Here is a 16,963-nt window from a genome sequence, read left to right as displayed (position 1 = left end):
GGACCTCGCAAGTTACTAACTTTGCTAAGGTCCATTTTGTTTGCAAATTTAATTCTCGGGATCGTCCTCCGTGTCGTCTCCAGGTGGTGGAGGCGGCTTCGGTTTATCATCATCTTTTGGCGGTGGCGGGTCTTTCGGCTTATCCTCTTCAGGTGGTGGAGGATCTTCTCCAACTTTTACTGGATTGCTGTTCGACGATTCCTTTCCAGATATATCAACTGCACGTACGATATACGTAAAGTTTCCTCCTGAAATCTTGAAGCTTTTTGAATCCCCGCCTTTCACCTCACCGACGGCTGAATACGAATCACTACCATTGGCTGCACGATAGATGCGATAACCGATAACATCTTTTTCACCGGATGCATTCCAGGTCAGCGTTGAACCGCTTCGTTTTAACGAAACTGCGCCTGGCGCTTTTCCATTATCCTTCAATTCATCTTCGCCAATGATGTTTTCCCAATCGTCTTTGATAATAGTGTCTAAATTTATATCATCAAAATAATCCTTATTGATCATTACACCCTCTGAAGTGAATCCGCCAGGTGTATTTGCTAAAGCTTTAAATCTTTTGCCTTCTGAATTCACGACGTATTTCACTTGCTGGAGGCTGTCGTCTTCCTCTTTCGGTAAATACTTCACATTGAAGAGGTCTGTTTTTACTAGACCAGCTTCCTTACATAGCTTTGATGGGAGCTTCCCAGAAATTCCACAGAATGATGCTGTCGTAATTCCGCTTGGGCGCTTATGTTTTGCGGTCGTCAACAACTCAGGTTTTACATCATAAGCGGCGTTCATCAGTGCCGCCCAAACCCTTTGGCTACGAGCACCATATCCTTGAGCTACCTTTTTAGGCGTATCATAACCGAGTCTTAAGCCCATCGTTAAAGTAGGATTTGTAGCGATGAACCATGCATCATGGAAATCCTGAGTCGTTCCAGTCTTACCGGCCCAATCGACACCAGGGTGTTTCAACATGCCAGGTAGTCTGCCAGCTGTACCTCCTCTTACGACATCTCGCATCATATCTAGTGTCAGATAAGCAGTTTGTGGAGAGAAAACGTCTGTTTTCTTCGATTTATGTTCATATACGACTTCACCATCTTTAGACTTGATGGATTTGATCATATAAGCGTCCACGAACTTACCTTGATTACTGAAAGTTGTATAAGAATTAGTAGCCTCTTCGACAGTTACCCCCGTTGTCATTCCACCCAGGGAGAGGGAAGGGTAATAGCGTTCTTCTTCACTTAATGTAGTGAAGCCCATTTTATATAAATACTCGGTTGCTTTCAAACGGTCCATCTTTGCATACGTTCGCGCGGCAGGTATATTGTATGAATATTGTAATGCTTTACGTGCTGTGACAAGTCCATGATAACTACCGTCGTAGTTATTTGGAGACCAACCTTTTGCATTTGGAAAAGTGAACTTTGTGTCTGGAATGATGGATCCAGGTTGGACCAGACCCATTTCCATGGCTGGCGCATAGACAAGAATTGGTTTCATCGTCGAACCATTTGGTCGATACGATTGCGTCGCGTGATTTAAGTTTTCTTGTTCATAATCACGCCCGCCGACGAAACTGAGAATTTCCCCAGTGTCATTCTTGATCAGCATTGCACCGACATCTTCCATTTCTTTTTCTCCCGTATCAGGGTTTGTGATGTCAGGACCATATGGAACTTTATTTTTCGCTTCTTGCCATGCATCGTAAATCTTTTTATCAATTGTTATATCAATTTGATAACCGTTTTTACGTAATTCAAGATCAGCAGCTTTTTTATAGCTATCCTTTTCAGTCGGTGTTAATTCTGAATACTTCTTTCCATCTTGCTTGGCTAACTGGACTTTCATCACATCTATAGCCCTTTTCTCAATTTCCATTGTCAAATGTGGGTAATTTTCAAATGGACTCGGTGAGCTTTTTGTAAATTCTTTCGTAACATCTTCGGTCAGAGCTTTGTCATATTGCTCTTTGGTTATGTAGCCACCAGAAAGCATTCTAGATAATACTGTTTTCATTCTGTTGAGCCCTGCATCCAAATTCTCTTTTACCTTCCCATTATTTGTGAAAGGTGTATACCCGAATGGACTTTGCGGCATTCCAGCGATATAGGCGGACTGTGCCAGGCTCAGATCTTTAGCTTCCACTCCAAAGATTCCCTGGGCAGCAGCTTGGATTCCAGCAATATTATGGCCAGATGCATTACGCCCGAAAGGAACGATGTTAAGGTAGGCTTCCAGAATTTCTTCTTTTTCAAAGTATCGTTCAAGTCTCAATGCAAGGAGCATTTCTTTTGCTTTACGATCGAAAGAGACTTCCCTTGTAAGCATCTGATTCTTTACAAGCTGCTGGGTTAAAGTACTTCCACCTGTTTGCACCGCGGCACCAGTAACTTCTTGAAAAATGGCACGTGCAATTGCTTTTGGTACAATCCCTTCATGCTCTTTGAAATATTCATCTTCAGTAGCAATGACAGCATCGACTAAATACGGTGAAACTTCTTTAAGCGGAATTTCTTGTCGAACGATATCAGAACGGAGATTCCCAAGTAAGGTACCATCCGAAAAATAAATTTTACTAGTCTCTGTATAGTTGTATATCTCATTCCTCATGTTATCGTAAGTACGGATTGGCTCATCTTTCACCAGTGAAGCAAAGTAACCTGCCCCAACGCCTGTTGCAAAAAAGCCACCGGCAATCGTTATGACTAATAAAACTAATAACAGGTTCCATACCACTTTCCCGGTGATACGGCTAAATTTAAATACATTTTTATCATCTAAAACCTTCATATAATGTTTCATTTTTTCAATGAAGGTTGATAGGTGATTCATGGTCATACCCCCCTAAATTTCCAACTTTTATTATAGCACATACGCGAGATATGGAATACCTTGTTGTCGATTTATGAGGGCAACTAATTTGACAATGTCTTACGGTATGTGGTACAAAATGATTATACTTTTTTACACTTAAAGAAAGTATAAGTGCAACCATGGCTCAGCCTTTGCTAACACTTGGCTTTGCCAGATTTTCTTTACATATATGTACATAATGATGAAGCGTAGACAGGAATTAGTAGCAGATTCCTCACTGTAAGCAGAGAGCTGGTGGCCGGTGTAAACCAGTACAAAGGAAAACTGTGAATTACCTCCTTGAGCACCTTTTGTGAAAGATATAGTAGCAAAAGGCGGCAACCTAAGCCGTTATCTGAACGAAGTGGAAGCATTTTGCTTCAAGAAGGATGGTACCGCGTATTTAACGTTCCTTTCATTACGAAAGGGACGTTTTTTATATTTAAGGGACCTATTGATGGACCTTGTTGATTTAATAAAAAACGATCGTAGAAGTATAATTAGCAAGATGGAAGGGTGATGGAAAGTGGAAATAGAACATGTACTCACACCAGCACAGCAAGAAGAGGTTGAGAGACAGCTGACAATTTTAAAAAGAGGGACAGTGGAGATTGTACCTGAAGAGGATTTGAAAAAGAAGATTGAGAAATCGATTGCTACAGGTAAGCCGTTAAAGGTGAAGCTTGGACTTGATCCATCAGCACCCGATGTACATGTCGGTCATACAGTTGTGTTGCACAAACTTCGTCAATTCCAGGAATTCGGGCATGAAATCCAGTTATTGATCGGTGATTTCACGGGTCGTATTGGCGATCCAACTGGAAAATCTGAAACAAGAAAACAGCTGACAGACTATGAAATCAAAGAAAATGCGAAAACTTACGTCGAACAATTCGGCAAGATCATTGATATGGAGAAAACGGAAGTCCATTTCAACTCAAAATGGTTGTCAAAGTTGAATTTTGCGGATGTACTTGAGTTAGCTGGAAAAGTTACGGTAGCACGTATGCTTGAGCGTGACGATTTTGAAAAGCGTTATAAAGCGAATCAAGCGATTTCAATCCATGAATTTTTCTACCCATTGATGCAAGGCTATGATTCTGTAGCGCTCGAAAGTGATATCGAGCTCGGGGGGACGGATCAGAAATTCAACCTGTTGATGGGCCGCCAACTTCAAGAGGAATATGGTAAAGAGAAGCAAGTGATGATTACTGTTCCGCTGATTGAAGGGTTGGATGGTGTTCGTAAAATGTCCAAATCACTCAATAACTACATCGGAATCGATGAACATCCGAATGAAATCTTTGGAAAATCAATGTCGATACCGGATGAGCTGATGATTAAATACTTCGAACTTGCAACTCCATTAACTGTAGAAGAAGTACGGGCTATTGAACAAGGAATCCAAAGCAGAGAACTGCATCCAAGAGATATGAAAATCAAACTCGCAAAGACTTTCGTGGAAATGTACCATGGCCAAGATGAAGCAGAGCTTGCTGAAAAACACTTCAGAACCGTTTTCTCAAAAGGGGCATTACCAGATGACATCCCTGTACATGCTTGGGCTGGCGAAGATGAAATCTGGATTGTCGATATGATTGTCAATTTAGGTCTCTTGAATTCCAAAGGGGAAGCACGCCGCATGATCCAAAATGGCGGAGTCAAGATCAATCAGGAGAAAATCGATGACGTCCAACAGCAGGTTCCAGTGGAAGACGGGATGATCGTCCAAGTTGGAAAGCGGAAATTCGTGAAGATCACAAAATAATAACGCACCATTAAAGGTGAAAAAAACCCAAGGATAAGAAAATTGCTCCTTGGGTTTTTGTAACTCATTAGAAAACGCTTCAAAATGAAAAAACGTAAATTTAGAGGACAACTGTTCCGTTATTCGCTTAAATATGAGCCGATTTATCCTCGTTTTATACTGATAAGGTCTCTGGTGTCCTCTAATTTTCTGATGTAAGGCATTTTCATGCAAATAAGGTCTCCTGTGTCCACTAAATCCATGATGATAGAGTATTTTTAAATGGCTCTTTTCTAAAAGATAGTTGCTTTTGAGTCATTTTTAAAAACTCACCTTGTGCAAGGTGATTGGAGAGCAGTGCGAGACTCCTCGAAAATGAAAATCGCATTTTCTTCGTGCGATGTAACGCTGTCGAAGCTTTCCTTGTCCTGCGGGATTAGCGTGCCTACTACCTGAATAATCTCCTCGCAAGGCATGCGACGAGGAAGCTAGCTTCGACAGGACTTTCTTGTAGACGCAGGAGCACAAATGCTTCCTTGAAAAGGAGACTCCTGAGGTCGCAAGGCGACGAGTGGAACAGCCTTTTAAAAAGAAACCATAATAAAACCCCTCTGGGCAAGTTGCCAGAGGGGTTGTGCAAGCTACTATTAACGTGAGTAGAACTCGACGATAAGTGCTTCTGTGATTTCTGCAGGAAGTTCAGAACGCTCAGGGAAACGAGTGTAAGTTCCTTCAAGCTTGTTTTCATCAAAAGTAAGGTACTCAGGTACAAAGTTGTTTACTTCCAACGCTTCCTTAACGATGTCAAGGTTACGGGATTTTTCACGTAAACCGATTACTTGTCCTGGAGCTACACGGTAAGATGGGATATCTACACGCTTACCATCAACAGTAACGTGTCCGTGTCCAACCAATTGACGAGCTTGGCGACGAGTACGCGCAAGTCCTAAACGGTAAACAAGGTTATCTAAACGAGATTCAAGAAGAATCATGAAGTTTTCACCGTGGATACCACTCATATTTCCTGCTTGATCGAACATACGACGGAATTGACGTTCGTTCACACCATACATATGACGAAGCTTTTGCTTTTCTTGAAGTTGCAATCCGAATTCAGAGATTTTCTTACGCTGGTTTGGACCGTGTTGTCCTGGAGCGTACGGACGCTTTTCAAGTTCCTTTCCTGTTCCACTTAGGGAGATTCCCAAGCGACGGGATAATTTCCATTTTGGTCCTGTATAACGAGCCATTAATAGCTCCTCCTTCACTATTTTTTTGTTGTAAAAAAAACAGTGCCGGTGTGATCGTTCATGTGTTCATTATGTTTTCATACATCTTCACTTCGACAGCATGAAGCTACGTGATGCACCTTATAATTTCATTCAGCCGCAATTATAAGGAACATAATGAGAGGGCTCACATGAATTCACATGGCTGTCTTAATTTACACAAAGAACAGTGTATAACGTTTAAGCTTGAATGTCAAGAGGAGTGACTGGACAGATTGAGTCACGAGCTTATGCAAGCTTATTAAATAATGAGGATGATTTCACCTTTAAGACACTCCTGCGTGAGGAGGCTAGCGGTTCGCCCATGGAAAGGGAGTATATTACGAAGAAATCAACATCTTAAGATCATTTATATCCTATCCAAAAGTACCTCCCTTAAGCCCCTCAGAGCTTCCGCATCGGTCTAAAATAATTTAACACAAAATGACAATGGATTGTGATACGATATGAATAGAAAGCGCTTACATGTACATATAGAGAAAAGGAGTGTTCAAGAGTGAGGAAAGATAGCAAGTTCGAAACAAAAGTCATCCATTCAGGGTATTCATCTGATCAGCATCATGGAGCATTGGCACCTCCGATTTTCCCTACTTCCACATTCGTATTTCCGAATGCAGAAACCGGAGAGCAGAGGTTTGCTGGGGAACAAGAAGGTTATATCTATTCAAGACTCGGTAATCCGACGGTAAAAATGCTGGAGGAGCGTATTGCTGTTTTAGAGGGGGGAGAGAAGGGATTGGCCTTTGGCTCTGGGATGGCAGCTGTGTCTGCAGTCCTTATGGGGTTGACGAAATCAGATGACCATATCTTATGCTCCCAGGGTGTATATGGGTGTACGTTCGGGCTCCTTCAAATGCTCAAAGAGAAGTATAATGTGGAACACAATCTGATTGCGATGTCAGACCCAGATGTGATCAAAGCCCACATCCAACCCAATACGAAAATCATATTCTTAGAAACCCCGATCAATCCGACAATGGCTCTAGTTGACCTAGAAATGGTCGGAAAGATTGCGGCTAAGTATAATATCAAGGTTGTTGTCGACAATACATTCTGCACTCCGTACCTGCAAAGGCCGCTTGAACTTGGGTCTCATATCGTGATTCATAGTGCGACGAAATATATCGGCGGTCATGGTGATGTCGTAGCAGGACTCGTTGTCGGTGATAGGGAAACAGTCGATCTAATCGCAGCAACTACTCAAAAGGATATTGGGGGTATCATGTCACCTTTTGATGCATGGCTATTGCTGCGTGGATTGAAAACGCTGCCTGTCCGAATGGACCGACATTGCGATAATGCGATGTATATCGCAGAGAAATTAAAGGAACATCCTGCAGTCGAATCCGTCTATTTTCCAGGGGATCCTGAATTTATTGATTATCCGATCGCACAAAGACAAATGGATCGTTCAGGCGGCTTGATTTCTTTTAAGATAAAAGGCAATAGAAAGGACGCACAGAATTTCATCAATTCCATGAAGCTATTGAAAATCGCAGTAAGCCTTGGTGATGCAGAAACGTTGATCCAGCATCCGGCTACGATGACCCATGCAGTCGTCCCGCATGAAGCGAGAGAGCGTATGGGTATCACTGATAACTTGATCCGATTGTCTGTTGGATTAGAAGCAAAAGAAGATATTTGGGAAGATCTTGAGCAAGCATTGCAAAGTCATATCAGAAAATCAGAAACCGTATAATTGTATAAAAAACGAGGCTGCCATCCGCGTAGCCTCGTTCATGTATACGATGATTTTTAGTTTAATGCTGTTTTCGCAAACTTTGTTGCTCTTGCACTTAAAGAAAGTATAAAATACTTTCTTCAGTATAAGGGCAACTAAGGCTCGACCTACAAAAGGCTTGGTCTCGCCAAGTATTCTTTAAAAGTCGTAGATTTCCGCTCCAGGATGCTCGCTTTCCGCGGGCGTGGGGTGAGCCCACTCGTCGCCTTGCGACCTCAGGAGTCTCCTTTTCAAGGAAGCATTTGTGCTCCTGCGTCTACAAGAAAGTCCTGTCGAAGCGAGCTTCCTCGTCGCATGCCTTGCGAGGAGATTATTCAGGTAGTAGGCACGCTGATCCCGCAGGACAAGGAAAGCTTCGGCAGCGTTACATCGCACGAAGAAAATGCGATTTTCATTTTCGAGGAGTCTCGCACCCTGCTCTCCAATCAACTTGCACAAGGTGAGTTTTTGAAAATGACTCAAAAGCAACTATCTTTTAGAAAAGATCCTAGTTTAAAGATATTCTCTCAATGTTTGCACATATTGTTCAAGGTGCTTTTTGTCAATTTCATCAAAACGTGATGTGACAGGACTATCAATATCGAGAACACCAATCACTTTTTCGTCTTTGACAATCGGTACGACGATTTCGGACCTTGAAGCTGCATCGCAGGCAATGTGTCCAGGGAATTGATGAACATCATCAACAAGCATCGTCTTGTTTTCTTTTACAGCATTTCCACAAACTCCTCTTCCGACAGGAATTCGGACACAGGCAGGTAACCCCTGGAACGGTCCTAACACTAGCTCGTCATCATCCAATAGATAGAACCCGACCCAATTGACTTCGGTAAGAAATTGATTTAATAGTGCTGAGGCATTTGCAAGGTTTGCGATTTGATTTGTTTCACCTTCCAATAATGCTTTCAATTGTTTGTTCAGTAATTCATAATTATCTTCACGATTTCCCGCGTATGATTCGACGTGAAACACGAGCATTCCCTCACAATCCTAAGAAATTAGTCTTATCATATCAGAATTTGTAGAAACATTCACCTCATATGTCGAGGGATTTTCAAAGGATTTCTATAGTAAAAGAAGAAAGGTGTTAGTAATGCTCGTATATTGAGGTGATTTGCCATGAAGAAGGCGTTATCCATCACCAAAGAAAAAGTCGCAGAATCAGCCGCAGCCCTATTTAATAACAATGGTTATGCCGGGACTTCTGTTCGTGATATTGCCAAAAAAGCTGGAGTGAATGTCTCTCTCATCTCCTACTATTTTGGTGGAAAAAGAGGATTGCTTGAATTTTTGATGTCGTCATTCCTGGAAGGGTATCTTCATGTATTGCAAGACGCTTATGAAAGACTGGAAAAGGATTCTGCACGGACATGCCTGATCCGTTTGATTGAAGAGGTCATTATTTATCAACAAGGCCGATCACAGGCTGCAAGGCTTGTTCATCGTGAGATCAGCATCGATACCACACTCGTCCGTGAGATCATGACTACCTATCTCATGAAGGAAAAATTCTACTTGACTACGATCCTTGAACAAGGTGTGAAACAGAAGGAGTTCAAGCCGTGTTCGAAAAACATGGTGACGATGCAGTTGAGAAGCATGCTGTTCATGCCCTTTTTATACCCACAATATGTTAGGGAAATCTACCAGTTCTCGGTGAACGATCGCTATTTCACATCCAAATATTCAAGTGCTCTACAAGATTGGGTGAATGATTCGTTGTGTATCCAATATGATTCTGAATCGATTTCAGGAAAAGATAGAGAAAAATTAACAAATTCAAGTATCGGAGCAGGCTGATTTTGCTCCATTTATGATGAAACATTTAAATAAATTAAAGCACCGCTTCAGCCTCTTAACTAGGATGTGACAGCGGTGCTTCTTTCTGCAATTTATCTAGGCCTTGTCCCAGTTCCTTAGCTCGATGTGCATCTGAGCCATAAACAAGAGGGATATTTCTTTTCAAGGCTTCTGAAATAATCCAATCTGGGGGATAAGGTTCCCGACATAAAGGTTTATTTACACCCGAACCATTATAGTCTAACTGCAATTTTTCTTCTGAAATCAAATCGAGCGTTTCTATGATTTCCTTCTTATAGATAGCGTCGTTCGGATATTTTTTTTGAAACTTCATAACTAGACTGATATGTCCGATTCGTTTTGGTTTATATGCACCTAATTCGGCTTTAACTGATTCTTTCAATGTATCGTAATAGAGTGAGTACAAATTGAGGATGGAGCCTGTTTCTTCTAGTAGCTTACCGTAAACTTCCGGGCTGAAATCCATGCAATGATACCCGTTTTTTGTTTTTAAGAAATGGACAGACAGGATCGAATCATCTAAGTAAGGACCATAATGATCTAAAAATGAGGCGGTTTCTCTTTCGAACCCTTCAATGTAATCAATCTCTAGTCCGGTCTTAATACGGATATCATTCTTATATTCTTTTTTTAGCTGAGAAAGATCTTTAATGTAATTTTCAAGCTTATTAAGCTGCATACAGCTGTCTTGATCTGGGGTAGGGTCACTGAATCCTGATGGCAAGGGGGCATGTTCAGTGAATGTCATACCCTTGTATCCAAGTTCAATTGCACGTTCGATGTACTGATTGAACGTGTCTTTAGTGCCATGCGGGCAGTATGGTGTATGGATATGACCGTCAAAAATATTCATGATCACCCTCCTGAATTGGTACTTTTGTAAGAAAAAAGCAATTTTTTATCAAATTTTCGAAAAAATGTAGTTATAAAAGTAGCATACATGGTATTATAGGAGTTACGATGAACGCCGAATCTGAGTGAAATTTGGCGATAAACGCACAAATATGTCGATATTTATATAAGTCTAATATACATAATTGAAAAAGGGAAGAAAGGATGGTCCCTGTGATATATATTTTTATAGCACTGATCGTGTTGGTTTCAGTATTTATAACAATCGGTACATACACTCGAAAGAAAATTTATGATCAAATCGATCACCTGGAAACACAGAAAGTCAATATCATGAATAAGCCTTTGTCTGATGAGATCGCGAAAGTGAAAGCATTAGAGATGATTGGGGAAACCGAAAAGAAATTCGAGGTTTGGCGTGAAGAATGGGACGACATCGTTACCGTCCAACTTCCTAGACTTGAAGAGAATCTATTCGATGCTGAAGATGCCGCGGATAAATATCGATTCAAAAAGGCAAGAGGCATTCTGAGTGACACCAGGAAATCACTTTTCAGTATAGAAGAGAAGATAGATGAGATTTCATCTGAAATCAATGATTTCGTTGAAAGTGAAGAATTGAACCGAAAAGAAATCGGTGAGCTTAAAGAGAGTTATAAAGAATTAAGGAAGCATCTGCTCACCCATTATCGAGCACTTGGTCCATTGGTTGAGACATTTGAAAAGCGACTGGAGAATATTTCGGCAGATTTCACTAGTTATGATGAAGAGACTGAAAATGGAAATCACATTGCAGCACGTACCTACATCATTCAGCTTGATGAAAAGATTCGTCGCTTGAAATATGAATTAGAAGTCGTGCCAGAGTTGTTGTATCAACTGCAGTCTGAGATTCCTGAAACGATTAAACAGTTGAAAGACGGCCTGAAGGAAATGTCAGATCAGGGATTCCGTGTCGAGCAGCTCGGTGTTGAAAAAGAACTTGAAGTCATCGATTATGCTTATCAGATCGTCACAGAAAAAGTGAATGACGTCGATATAGAGGATGCTCAGGAAGAGATTGCTCAAATGAATAAGAAAATCGAAGAACTGTATGATCGTCTTGAAGCAGAAGTTCTAGCAAAGCAATATGTGATGACAGATGGCAAACAAGTACAAGCTGATGTCGAGGAACTTGGGACAGAAATCAACAAGATGAAAGAAGAGACGAATGTGGTTCGATTAAGTTATCAGATCGAACAAGAAAACATCGATCTCCAAGAACGCCTGGAAACATCATTTGAGAAATTGGAAAAAAGAGTCGGGGTGATTTTTCATTCTGTTGATGAAAATAACCAGTCCTATACATCACTGAAAGAGATGCTCGAAAGTGTAACAAAACAACTTGAGGATCTTCGGGAAATGACAGAGATCTATCAAGAAAAGCTGCAAAATCTTCGTAAAGATGAATTGGAAGCTGTGGAAAAAATCCATGAGTTCCGGAAAAAACTGATTGATGCTAAAAAGGAAATCCATCGTAATAATTTACCGGGCTTACCCGAGCAGTATTATGGGTCACTTCATGATGCTGAAACCAAATTACAAACCGTTTCAATGAAGCTGAATGATAAACCATTGCAAATGGCTGAAGTTCTTCATAGGTTGATTGAAGCCGAAGAAGCCATTGATGAGGTACATGCTAAAACGTATAAACTGATAGATCGAGCGATTTGGGCAGAGCGGTTGATCCAACACGGAAACCGTTATCGCAGACAGTATGTAGCAGTTGCTGTTAAGCTTTCCGAGGCTGAACAATCGTTCCGTACCTATGATTATGAAGAAGCCATGGAACATGCTGCAGAAGCCCTTCAGACTGTGGATCCTCAAATCATTAGAGATCTTGAAGACAATTATCAACAAGAGCTTGAAAAAGTATATTGAGTTTAAACGGACCTTTCCAAACATTCAAATTGGAGCGGGTCCGTTTTTTTTATATATAAGCCTTACATACACAGACACGATTATGTATTATGCTGTTATCGCAAACTTTGTTGCTCTTGCACTTAAAGAAAGTATTAAATACTTTCTTCAGTATAAGGGCAGCTAAGGCTCGACCTACAAAAGGCTTGGTCTCGCCAAGTTTTCTTTAAAAGGCGTTGATTTTCGCTCCAGGATGCCCGCTTTCCGCGGGGCGTGCGGTGAGCCCACTCGTCGCCTAGCGACCTCAGGAGTCTCCTTTTCAAGGAAACATTTGTGCTCCTGCGTCTACAAGAAAGTCCTGTCGAAGCGAGCTTCCTCGTCGCATGCCTTGCGAGGAGATTATTCAGGTAGTAGGCACGCTGATCCCGCAGGACAAGGAAAGCTTCGGCAGCGATACATCGCACGAAGAAAATGCGATTTTCATTTTCGAGGAGTCTCGCACCTTGCTCTCCAATCAACTTGCACAAGGTGGTTTTTTAAAAATGACTCAAAAGCAACAATCTTTTAGAAAAGGGCCATGTATTAAAGCTTATAAGAAAGTATTGCAATAAGACTTTATCGTATGAAAAAGAACCAGCCATTGGCTGGTTCTTATAAAGTACATTTATTTATGCTTTATTCAAGTCTGCCCTATCTGCAAGTTGTGATTTTGAGCGTCCGATGATGTATCCGATTATTGCACCGATTAAAGAAGGTGTGATCCAACCGACACCTTGTTCAAATAAAGGTAGATATGCATTCAATATGTCGGTAATAGCTGTAATGTTCACGTTCAATTCATTCAATGAATCGAATATACTGACTGCCCCGGCTCCTAGTAATCCACCGATATATACTTCGCGATAGCCACCGAATTGCCGATGAAAGAAGGAGTATACGACAAGCGCAATGGCAAGCGGATAGATTCCTATCAATACTGGTAAAGTCATGTTGATCAATTGTGTAAGTCCGACATTAGCGACAGCAGCACTGAATACACATATTATGCCGATAATCAGTTTGTACGAAACGTTCGGCATGATTCCATTGAAATACTCTCCACAAGCTGTCACCAGTCCAATTGATGTAGTTAGGCAGGCGAATGTAATCGCGACAGCTAGCAGGACGATTCCGAACTGACCGAATAACACATCCGCTGCTCCGGTAAGAATTGTTCCACCATTATCACTTTCTCCGAGAACATTCCTGCTCGTTGCTCCGATATAGGCTAGTGACAAATAGACTAACGCGAGTCCACTTACAGCAATGATTCCTGCCTTCGTTGTTGCTTTTGCAATTTCTTTCTTGTCAGAAACCCCTCTGGATTTTACAGCATTGATGACTACAATTCCGAAGACTAGTGCTGCAATCGCATCCATCGTCAAATAGCCATTGATGAAACCGTTGAATAACGGATTCGATGTATATTCACCTGATGGAGTTGAAAAACTGCCAATAGGATTAACGATGCCTTTTATTGCAATCAGTCCAATAACACCGATGAGTATCGGCGTCAAGATTTTACCAATCCGATCAACAAGCTTAGTCGGATTCAAAGCGAACCAAAATGTAATCCCGAAAAAGATGACTGTGTAGAGGAATAAAGGCATCCCATTGGGATTGACTGTTTCAGGCAAGAACGGAACAGCGCCGATTTCAAATGCAACTGTGCCTGTTCTCGGAATTCCGAAAAATGGACCAATCGCTAAATAGATTAATGTGGAAAAAATAATTGCAAAAGATGGGTGCACACGACCAGCCAGATCTCTTAATGTTCCGCCTGTCAGACCAATTGCCACAATACCCAAAAGTGGCAGACCGACACCTGTGATAAGAAAGCCCAAGATAGCCGTCCATACGTTGGTTCCTGCAGTTTGACCAAGTAAAGGAGGGAATATCATATTTCCAGCCCCGAGGAATAAAGCGAACATCATAAGTCCAATCGTAAATGTATCCTTAAAAGAAAGTGATTTTGTAGATTTCATGCTGTAAAACCTCCGTGACAATTATCGACTGAAATCATTAAGTTTTCTAAAATCGGTTAAAGCTTAACATAATCTTTACGAAAAATAGATACTTTAGTAAAAAGTTGAAAGATTGTTTTGATTTGAAATATTTGTACATCTCTTATTTACTAAAGAATGTTTAAGTTTTCTTTTAAAAATAGTATTTTGAACTGGGTTAGGAAAAGATGTTGCCATTAAAAATTTTGTCAAAACATGTCGAGTAACGGTGATTAAATCCTCATGTTTGGAATCCAATCTAGATATGATATTATTAAGTGATGCAATGATATGATTTTTAAAGGGGTAAAGGAAATAATGATTTATTTCGATAATAGTGCCACAACCAAACCTTATCCTGAAGCGATGAAGACATATATGACTGTGGCTGAGAACTATTTCGCCAATCCTTCTTCAATCCATCGTCTAGGAGGCGAAGTGGAAAAGCTGATCAGTACAGCCCGGAATCAAATCGCAGGTCTTATTCGTGTCAATCCTTCAGAGATTGTATTTACATCTGGAGGTACGGAAGCGAACAACCTGGCGATCAAAGGGATAGCACTTCGTCATCAGAAACGGGGCCAACATTTGATTACCACAGAAATTGAGCATGCTTCCTGTTATGAATCATTCAGGCAGCTTCAGCAGTTGGGATTCGATGTCACTTTTTTACCGGTGGATCGAAAAGGTTGCGTCTCTGTTCAAGATCTGCAAAACGAAATCAGGGATGATACGATTCTCGTTTCTGTCATGCATGTAAACAATGAACTTGGAACGGTTCAACCTATACAAGATATCGGCAAGTTATTGAAAGAACATCCGAAGATCTTTTTCCATGTCGATCATGTTCAAGGGATAGGGAAAGTTCCTATTCAGTATGAACAATCTAGTATTGATTTATGTTCCTTTTCGAGCCACAAATTCCACGGGCCAAAAGGTGTGGGGTTCTTATATGTCCGGAGCGGTGTGACATTATCCCCACTTCTTCACGGAGGATCACAGGAATTCAAACATCGAGCAGGGACAGAAAATATACCTGGAATCATCGCAATGGCAAAAGCGCTTCGTCTAACATTGGGAAAATCAAAAAATGAGATGGACAACCTTGTTCAATTAAAGGATTATATACGAAAACAGCTATCTGAGATAGAAGGCGTATTCCTTAACACGCCAGAGGATTATAGTGCACCTCATATTATTAATTTTTCTGTTCCTGGTATCAAGCCAGAAGTGTTGATCCATGCTTTAGAAGAAAGAGAAGTATTTGTCTCGACGAAATCTGCATGTTCTTCCAAATCGACTGACGTCAGTAGAATATTGGAAGCGACTGGACATGAATTTGAACGAGCCAGCAGTGCGATCCGTGTAAGTTTCAGCTTTGATAATACACGTAACGAAGGAGAAAGATTCATCCAAATCCTTCAAGAAGTCATTTATAACTTAAAGAAAGTAATGAGGGAATAATATGATTTACGACCACATCATCGTCAAATATGGAGAATTGTCATTAAAAGGGAAAAATAGACATCACTTTGTAAATCAATTAAGGGATACAATCAAAAGGAAGTTGAAGCCATATGAAGGTGTTACCGTGAAAAAAGCCTTCGATCGTATGGTTATTGAACTGCATGGGGCTGATCACGAACCGATTGTGGAGAAATTACAAGAAATTTTCGGGATCCAAGGTTTGACTCTTGCTGTAAAGTGCGATCTAGAATTGGAAACTATACAAAAAACAGCACTTGAGGCTTTGAGACAAGCTGGCCCTACTGTCAAGACGTTCAAAGTTTCAACAAAAAGGAATTACAAGCAATATCCACATGATTCCCAGGAATTGAACCATTTGATTGGTGGATACGTACTAAAGAATTCTGAAGACATTAAAGTGGACGTCCATCATCCAGATGTAGAAATCAAAGTGGAAATCAAACCCGAAGCGACTTATATCAGTTGTATCGACTATCCTGGTGCTGGGGGATTACCGATCGGCAGCAGTGGAAAAGTCATGTTGATGTTATCTGGCGGGATCGATAGTCCCGTAGCAGGGTACTTGACAATGAAACGTGGTATCCGTGTTGAAATGGTTCACTTCCACAGCCCTCCATTCACAAGTGATCGGGCAAGACAAAAGGTTGAGGATCTAACACAAGTTCTTACGAAATATGGCGGAACAATCAAGATGCATGTTGTGCCATTTACGGATGTGCAAAAAGCGATTAAAAAACAAATTCCAGATAACTACAGCATGACGATCATGCGACGTTACATGCTTCGTATTACAGAAAAACTTGCTGCTCAAAATGATGCGCTGGCAATAGCAACAGGTGAAAGTTTAGGACAGGTAGCCAGTCAAACCTTGTCAAGCATGAATACGATTAACGAGGTGACGAACCTTCCGATCATCAGACCATTGATTACAATGGATAAAATTGAAATCATGGAAATATCGAGGAAGATCGGCACGTATGATATCTCCATCCGTCCTTATGAGGATTGTTGTACAGTGTTCTTGCCATCTGCACCGAAAACGAAACCAAGACGAGAAAAAGCGAATCGATTTGAGCAATATATGGAAATCGATACACTAGTCGAAGAAGCTGTAAACAATACGGAAACTGTTCACTTCAAAGAGGTAACAGAAGCCCGTGACAATGCGTTCGAAGACTTATTTTAACCGATGATATTCTTATCAAGATTTACCACTTAGAAG

14 protein-coding genes and 1 other annotated feature are annotated in these 16,963 nt (G+C 41.0%); of the genes, 8 read left to right on the top strand and 6 right to left on the bottom strand.

What is annotated here, in order from left to right; genetic code table 11:
* Window positions 1–48: 48 nt before the first annotated feature.
* On the bottom strand, window positions 49–2,841 hold the full coding sequence (locus tag ACTWQL_RS00245) for a transglycosylase domain-containing protein (protein WP_443140450.1): 2,793 nt from the start codon (window positions 2,839–2,841) through the stop codon (window positions 49–51).
* Window positions 2,842–3,063: 222 nt separating this feature from the next.
* Window positions 3,064–3,279: a binding site (T-box leader), on the top strand.
* A gap of 109 nt (window positions 3,280–3,388) precedes the next feature.
* Here ACTWQL_RS00245 and tyrS point away from each other — a divergent pair.
* Window positions 3,389–4,630, top strand: a complete 1,242-nt coding sequence (gene tyrS / locus ACTWQL_RS00240) for a tyrosine--tRNA ligase (protein ID WP_443140449.1) — start codon at window positions 3,389–3,391, stop codon at window positions 4,628–4,630.
* Window positions 4,631–4,938: 308 nt separating this feature from the next.
* Here the strand turns inward: tyrS and ACTWQL_RS00235 are convergent, their stop codons facing one another.
* Both ACTWQL_RS00235 and rpsD read right to left on the bottom strand, forming a co-directional pair.
* Window positions 4,939–5,085, bottom strand: coding sequence for a hypothetical protein (locus ACTWQL_RS00235; protein WP_443140448.1), 147 nt, complete (start codon window positions 5,083–5,085; stop codon window positions 4,939–4,941).
* Between the two features lie 171 nt (window positions 5,086–5,256).
* Complete coding sequence (gene rpsD / locus ACTWQL_RS00230) at window positions 5,257–5,859, bottom strand: 30S ribosomal protein S4 (RefSeq protein WP_443140447.1); 603 nt, start codon at window positions 5,857–5,859, stop codon at window positions 5,257–5,259.
* Window positions 5,860–6,394: 535 nt separating this feature from the next.
* Between rpsD and megL the strand changes: the two genes are divergently transcribed.
* Both megL and ACTWQL_RS00220 read left to right on the top strand, forming a co-directional pair.
* Window positions 6,395–7,597 (top strand): methionine gamma-lyase, encoded by a 1,203-nt coding sequence (gene megL, locus ACTWQL_RS00225; protein ID WP_443140446.1) that lies wholly within the window; start codon window positions 6,395–6,397, stop codon window positions 7,595–7,597.
* 336 nt (window positions 7,598–7,933) lie between these two features.
* Window positions 7,934–8,200: a hypothetical protein gene (locus ACTWQL_RS00220; protein WP_443140445.1), complete on the top strand. Its 267-nt coding sequence runs from the start codon at window positions 7,934–7,936 to the stop codon at window positions 8,198–8,200.
* Here ACTWQL_RS00220 and ACTWQL_RS00215 read toward each other — a convergent pair.
* Entirely contained in the window at window positions 8,132–8,611 is a 480-nt protein-coding gene (locus ACTWQL_RS00215; protein ID WP_443141427.1) for a GAF domain-containing protein, read from the bottom strand. The two genes, ACTWQL_RS00220 and ACTWQL_RS00215, sit on opposite strands and share 69 nt — an antisense overlap.
* Before the next feature lie 147 nt (window positions 8,612–8,758).
* On the opposite strand from ACTWQL_RS00215, the gene refZ reads away from it, so the two are divergent.
* Window positions 8,759–9,439, top strand: a complete 681-nt coding sequence (gene refZ, locus ACTWQL_RS00210) for a forespore capture DNA-binding protein RefZ (RefSeq protein WP_443140444.1) — start codon at window positions 8,759–8,761, stop codon at window positions 9,437–9,439.
* A 55-nt stretch (window positions 9,440–9,494) separates the two neighbouring features.
* On the opposite strand, the gene hisJ is transcribed toward refZ, so the two are convergent.
* Window positions 9,495–10,313: a histidinol-phosphatase HisJ gene (hisJ, locus tag ACTWQL_RS00205; protein WP_443140443.1), complete on the bottom strand. Its 819-nt coding sequence runs from the start codon at window positions 10,311–10,313 to the stop codon at window positions 9,495–9,497.
* Window positions 10,314–10,525: 212 nt separating this feature from the next.
* On the opposite strand from hisJ, the gene ezrA reads away from it, so the two are divergent.
* Together ezrA and ACTWQL_RS00195 are read left to right on the top strand one after the other, a co-directional pair.
* Window positions 10,526–12,232 carry a septation ring formation regulator EzrA gene (ezrA, locus tag ACTWQL_RS00200; protein ID WP_443140442.1) on the top strand — a complete coding sequence of 569 codons (1,707 nt, stop codon included), beginning with the start codon at window positions 10,526–10,528 and terminating at the stop codon, window positions 12,230–12,232.
* Between the two features lie 362 nt (window positions 12,233–12,594).
* Entirely contained in the window at window positions 12,595–12,822 is a 228-nt protein-coding gene (locus ACTWQL_RS00195) for a hypothetical protein (RefSeq protein ID WP_443140441.1), read from the top strand.
* A gap of 57 nt (window positions 12,823–12,879) precedes the next feature.
* Here the strand turns inward: ACTWQL_RS00195 and brnQ are convergent, their stop codons facing one another.
* A complete protein-coding gene (gene brnQ, locus ACTWQL_RS00190; RefSeq protein ID WP_443140440.1) occupies window positions 12,880–14,235 on the bottom strand; it encodes a branched-chain amino acid transport system II carrier protein in 1,356 nt (451 codons plus the stop codon).
* A 336-nt stretch (window positions 14,236–14,571) separates the two neighbouring features.
* Here brnQ and ACTWQL_RS00185 point away from each other — a divergent pair, with 336 nt between their 5' ends.
* Together ACTWQL_RS00185 and thiI are read left to right on the top strand one after the other, a co-directional pair.
* Entirely contained in the window at window positions 14,572–15,717 is a 1,146-nt protein-coding gene (locus tag ACTWQL_RS00185; RefSeq protein ID WP_443140439.1) for a cysteine desulfurase family protein, read from the top strand.
* Between the two features lies 1 nt (window position 15,718).
* On the top strand, window positions 15,719–16,927 hold the full coding sequence (thiI, locus tag ACTWQL_RS00180) for a tRNA uracil 4-sulfurtransferase ThiI (RefSeq protein ID WP_443140438.1): 1,209 nt from the start codon (window positions 15,719–15,721) through the stop codon (window positions 16,925–16,927).
* The last annotated feature ends 36 nt before the right edge of the window (window positions 16,928–16,963 follow it).

The organism is Pseudalkalibacillus sp. R45 (genome assembly GCF_052246725.1).
Lineage (GTDB): Bacteria > Bacillota > Bacilli > Bacillales > Fictibacillaceae > Pseudalkalibacillus.
This window is presented reverse-complemented; position numbering and strand designations above follow the sequence as displayed.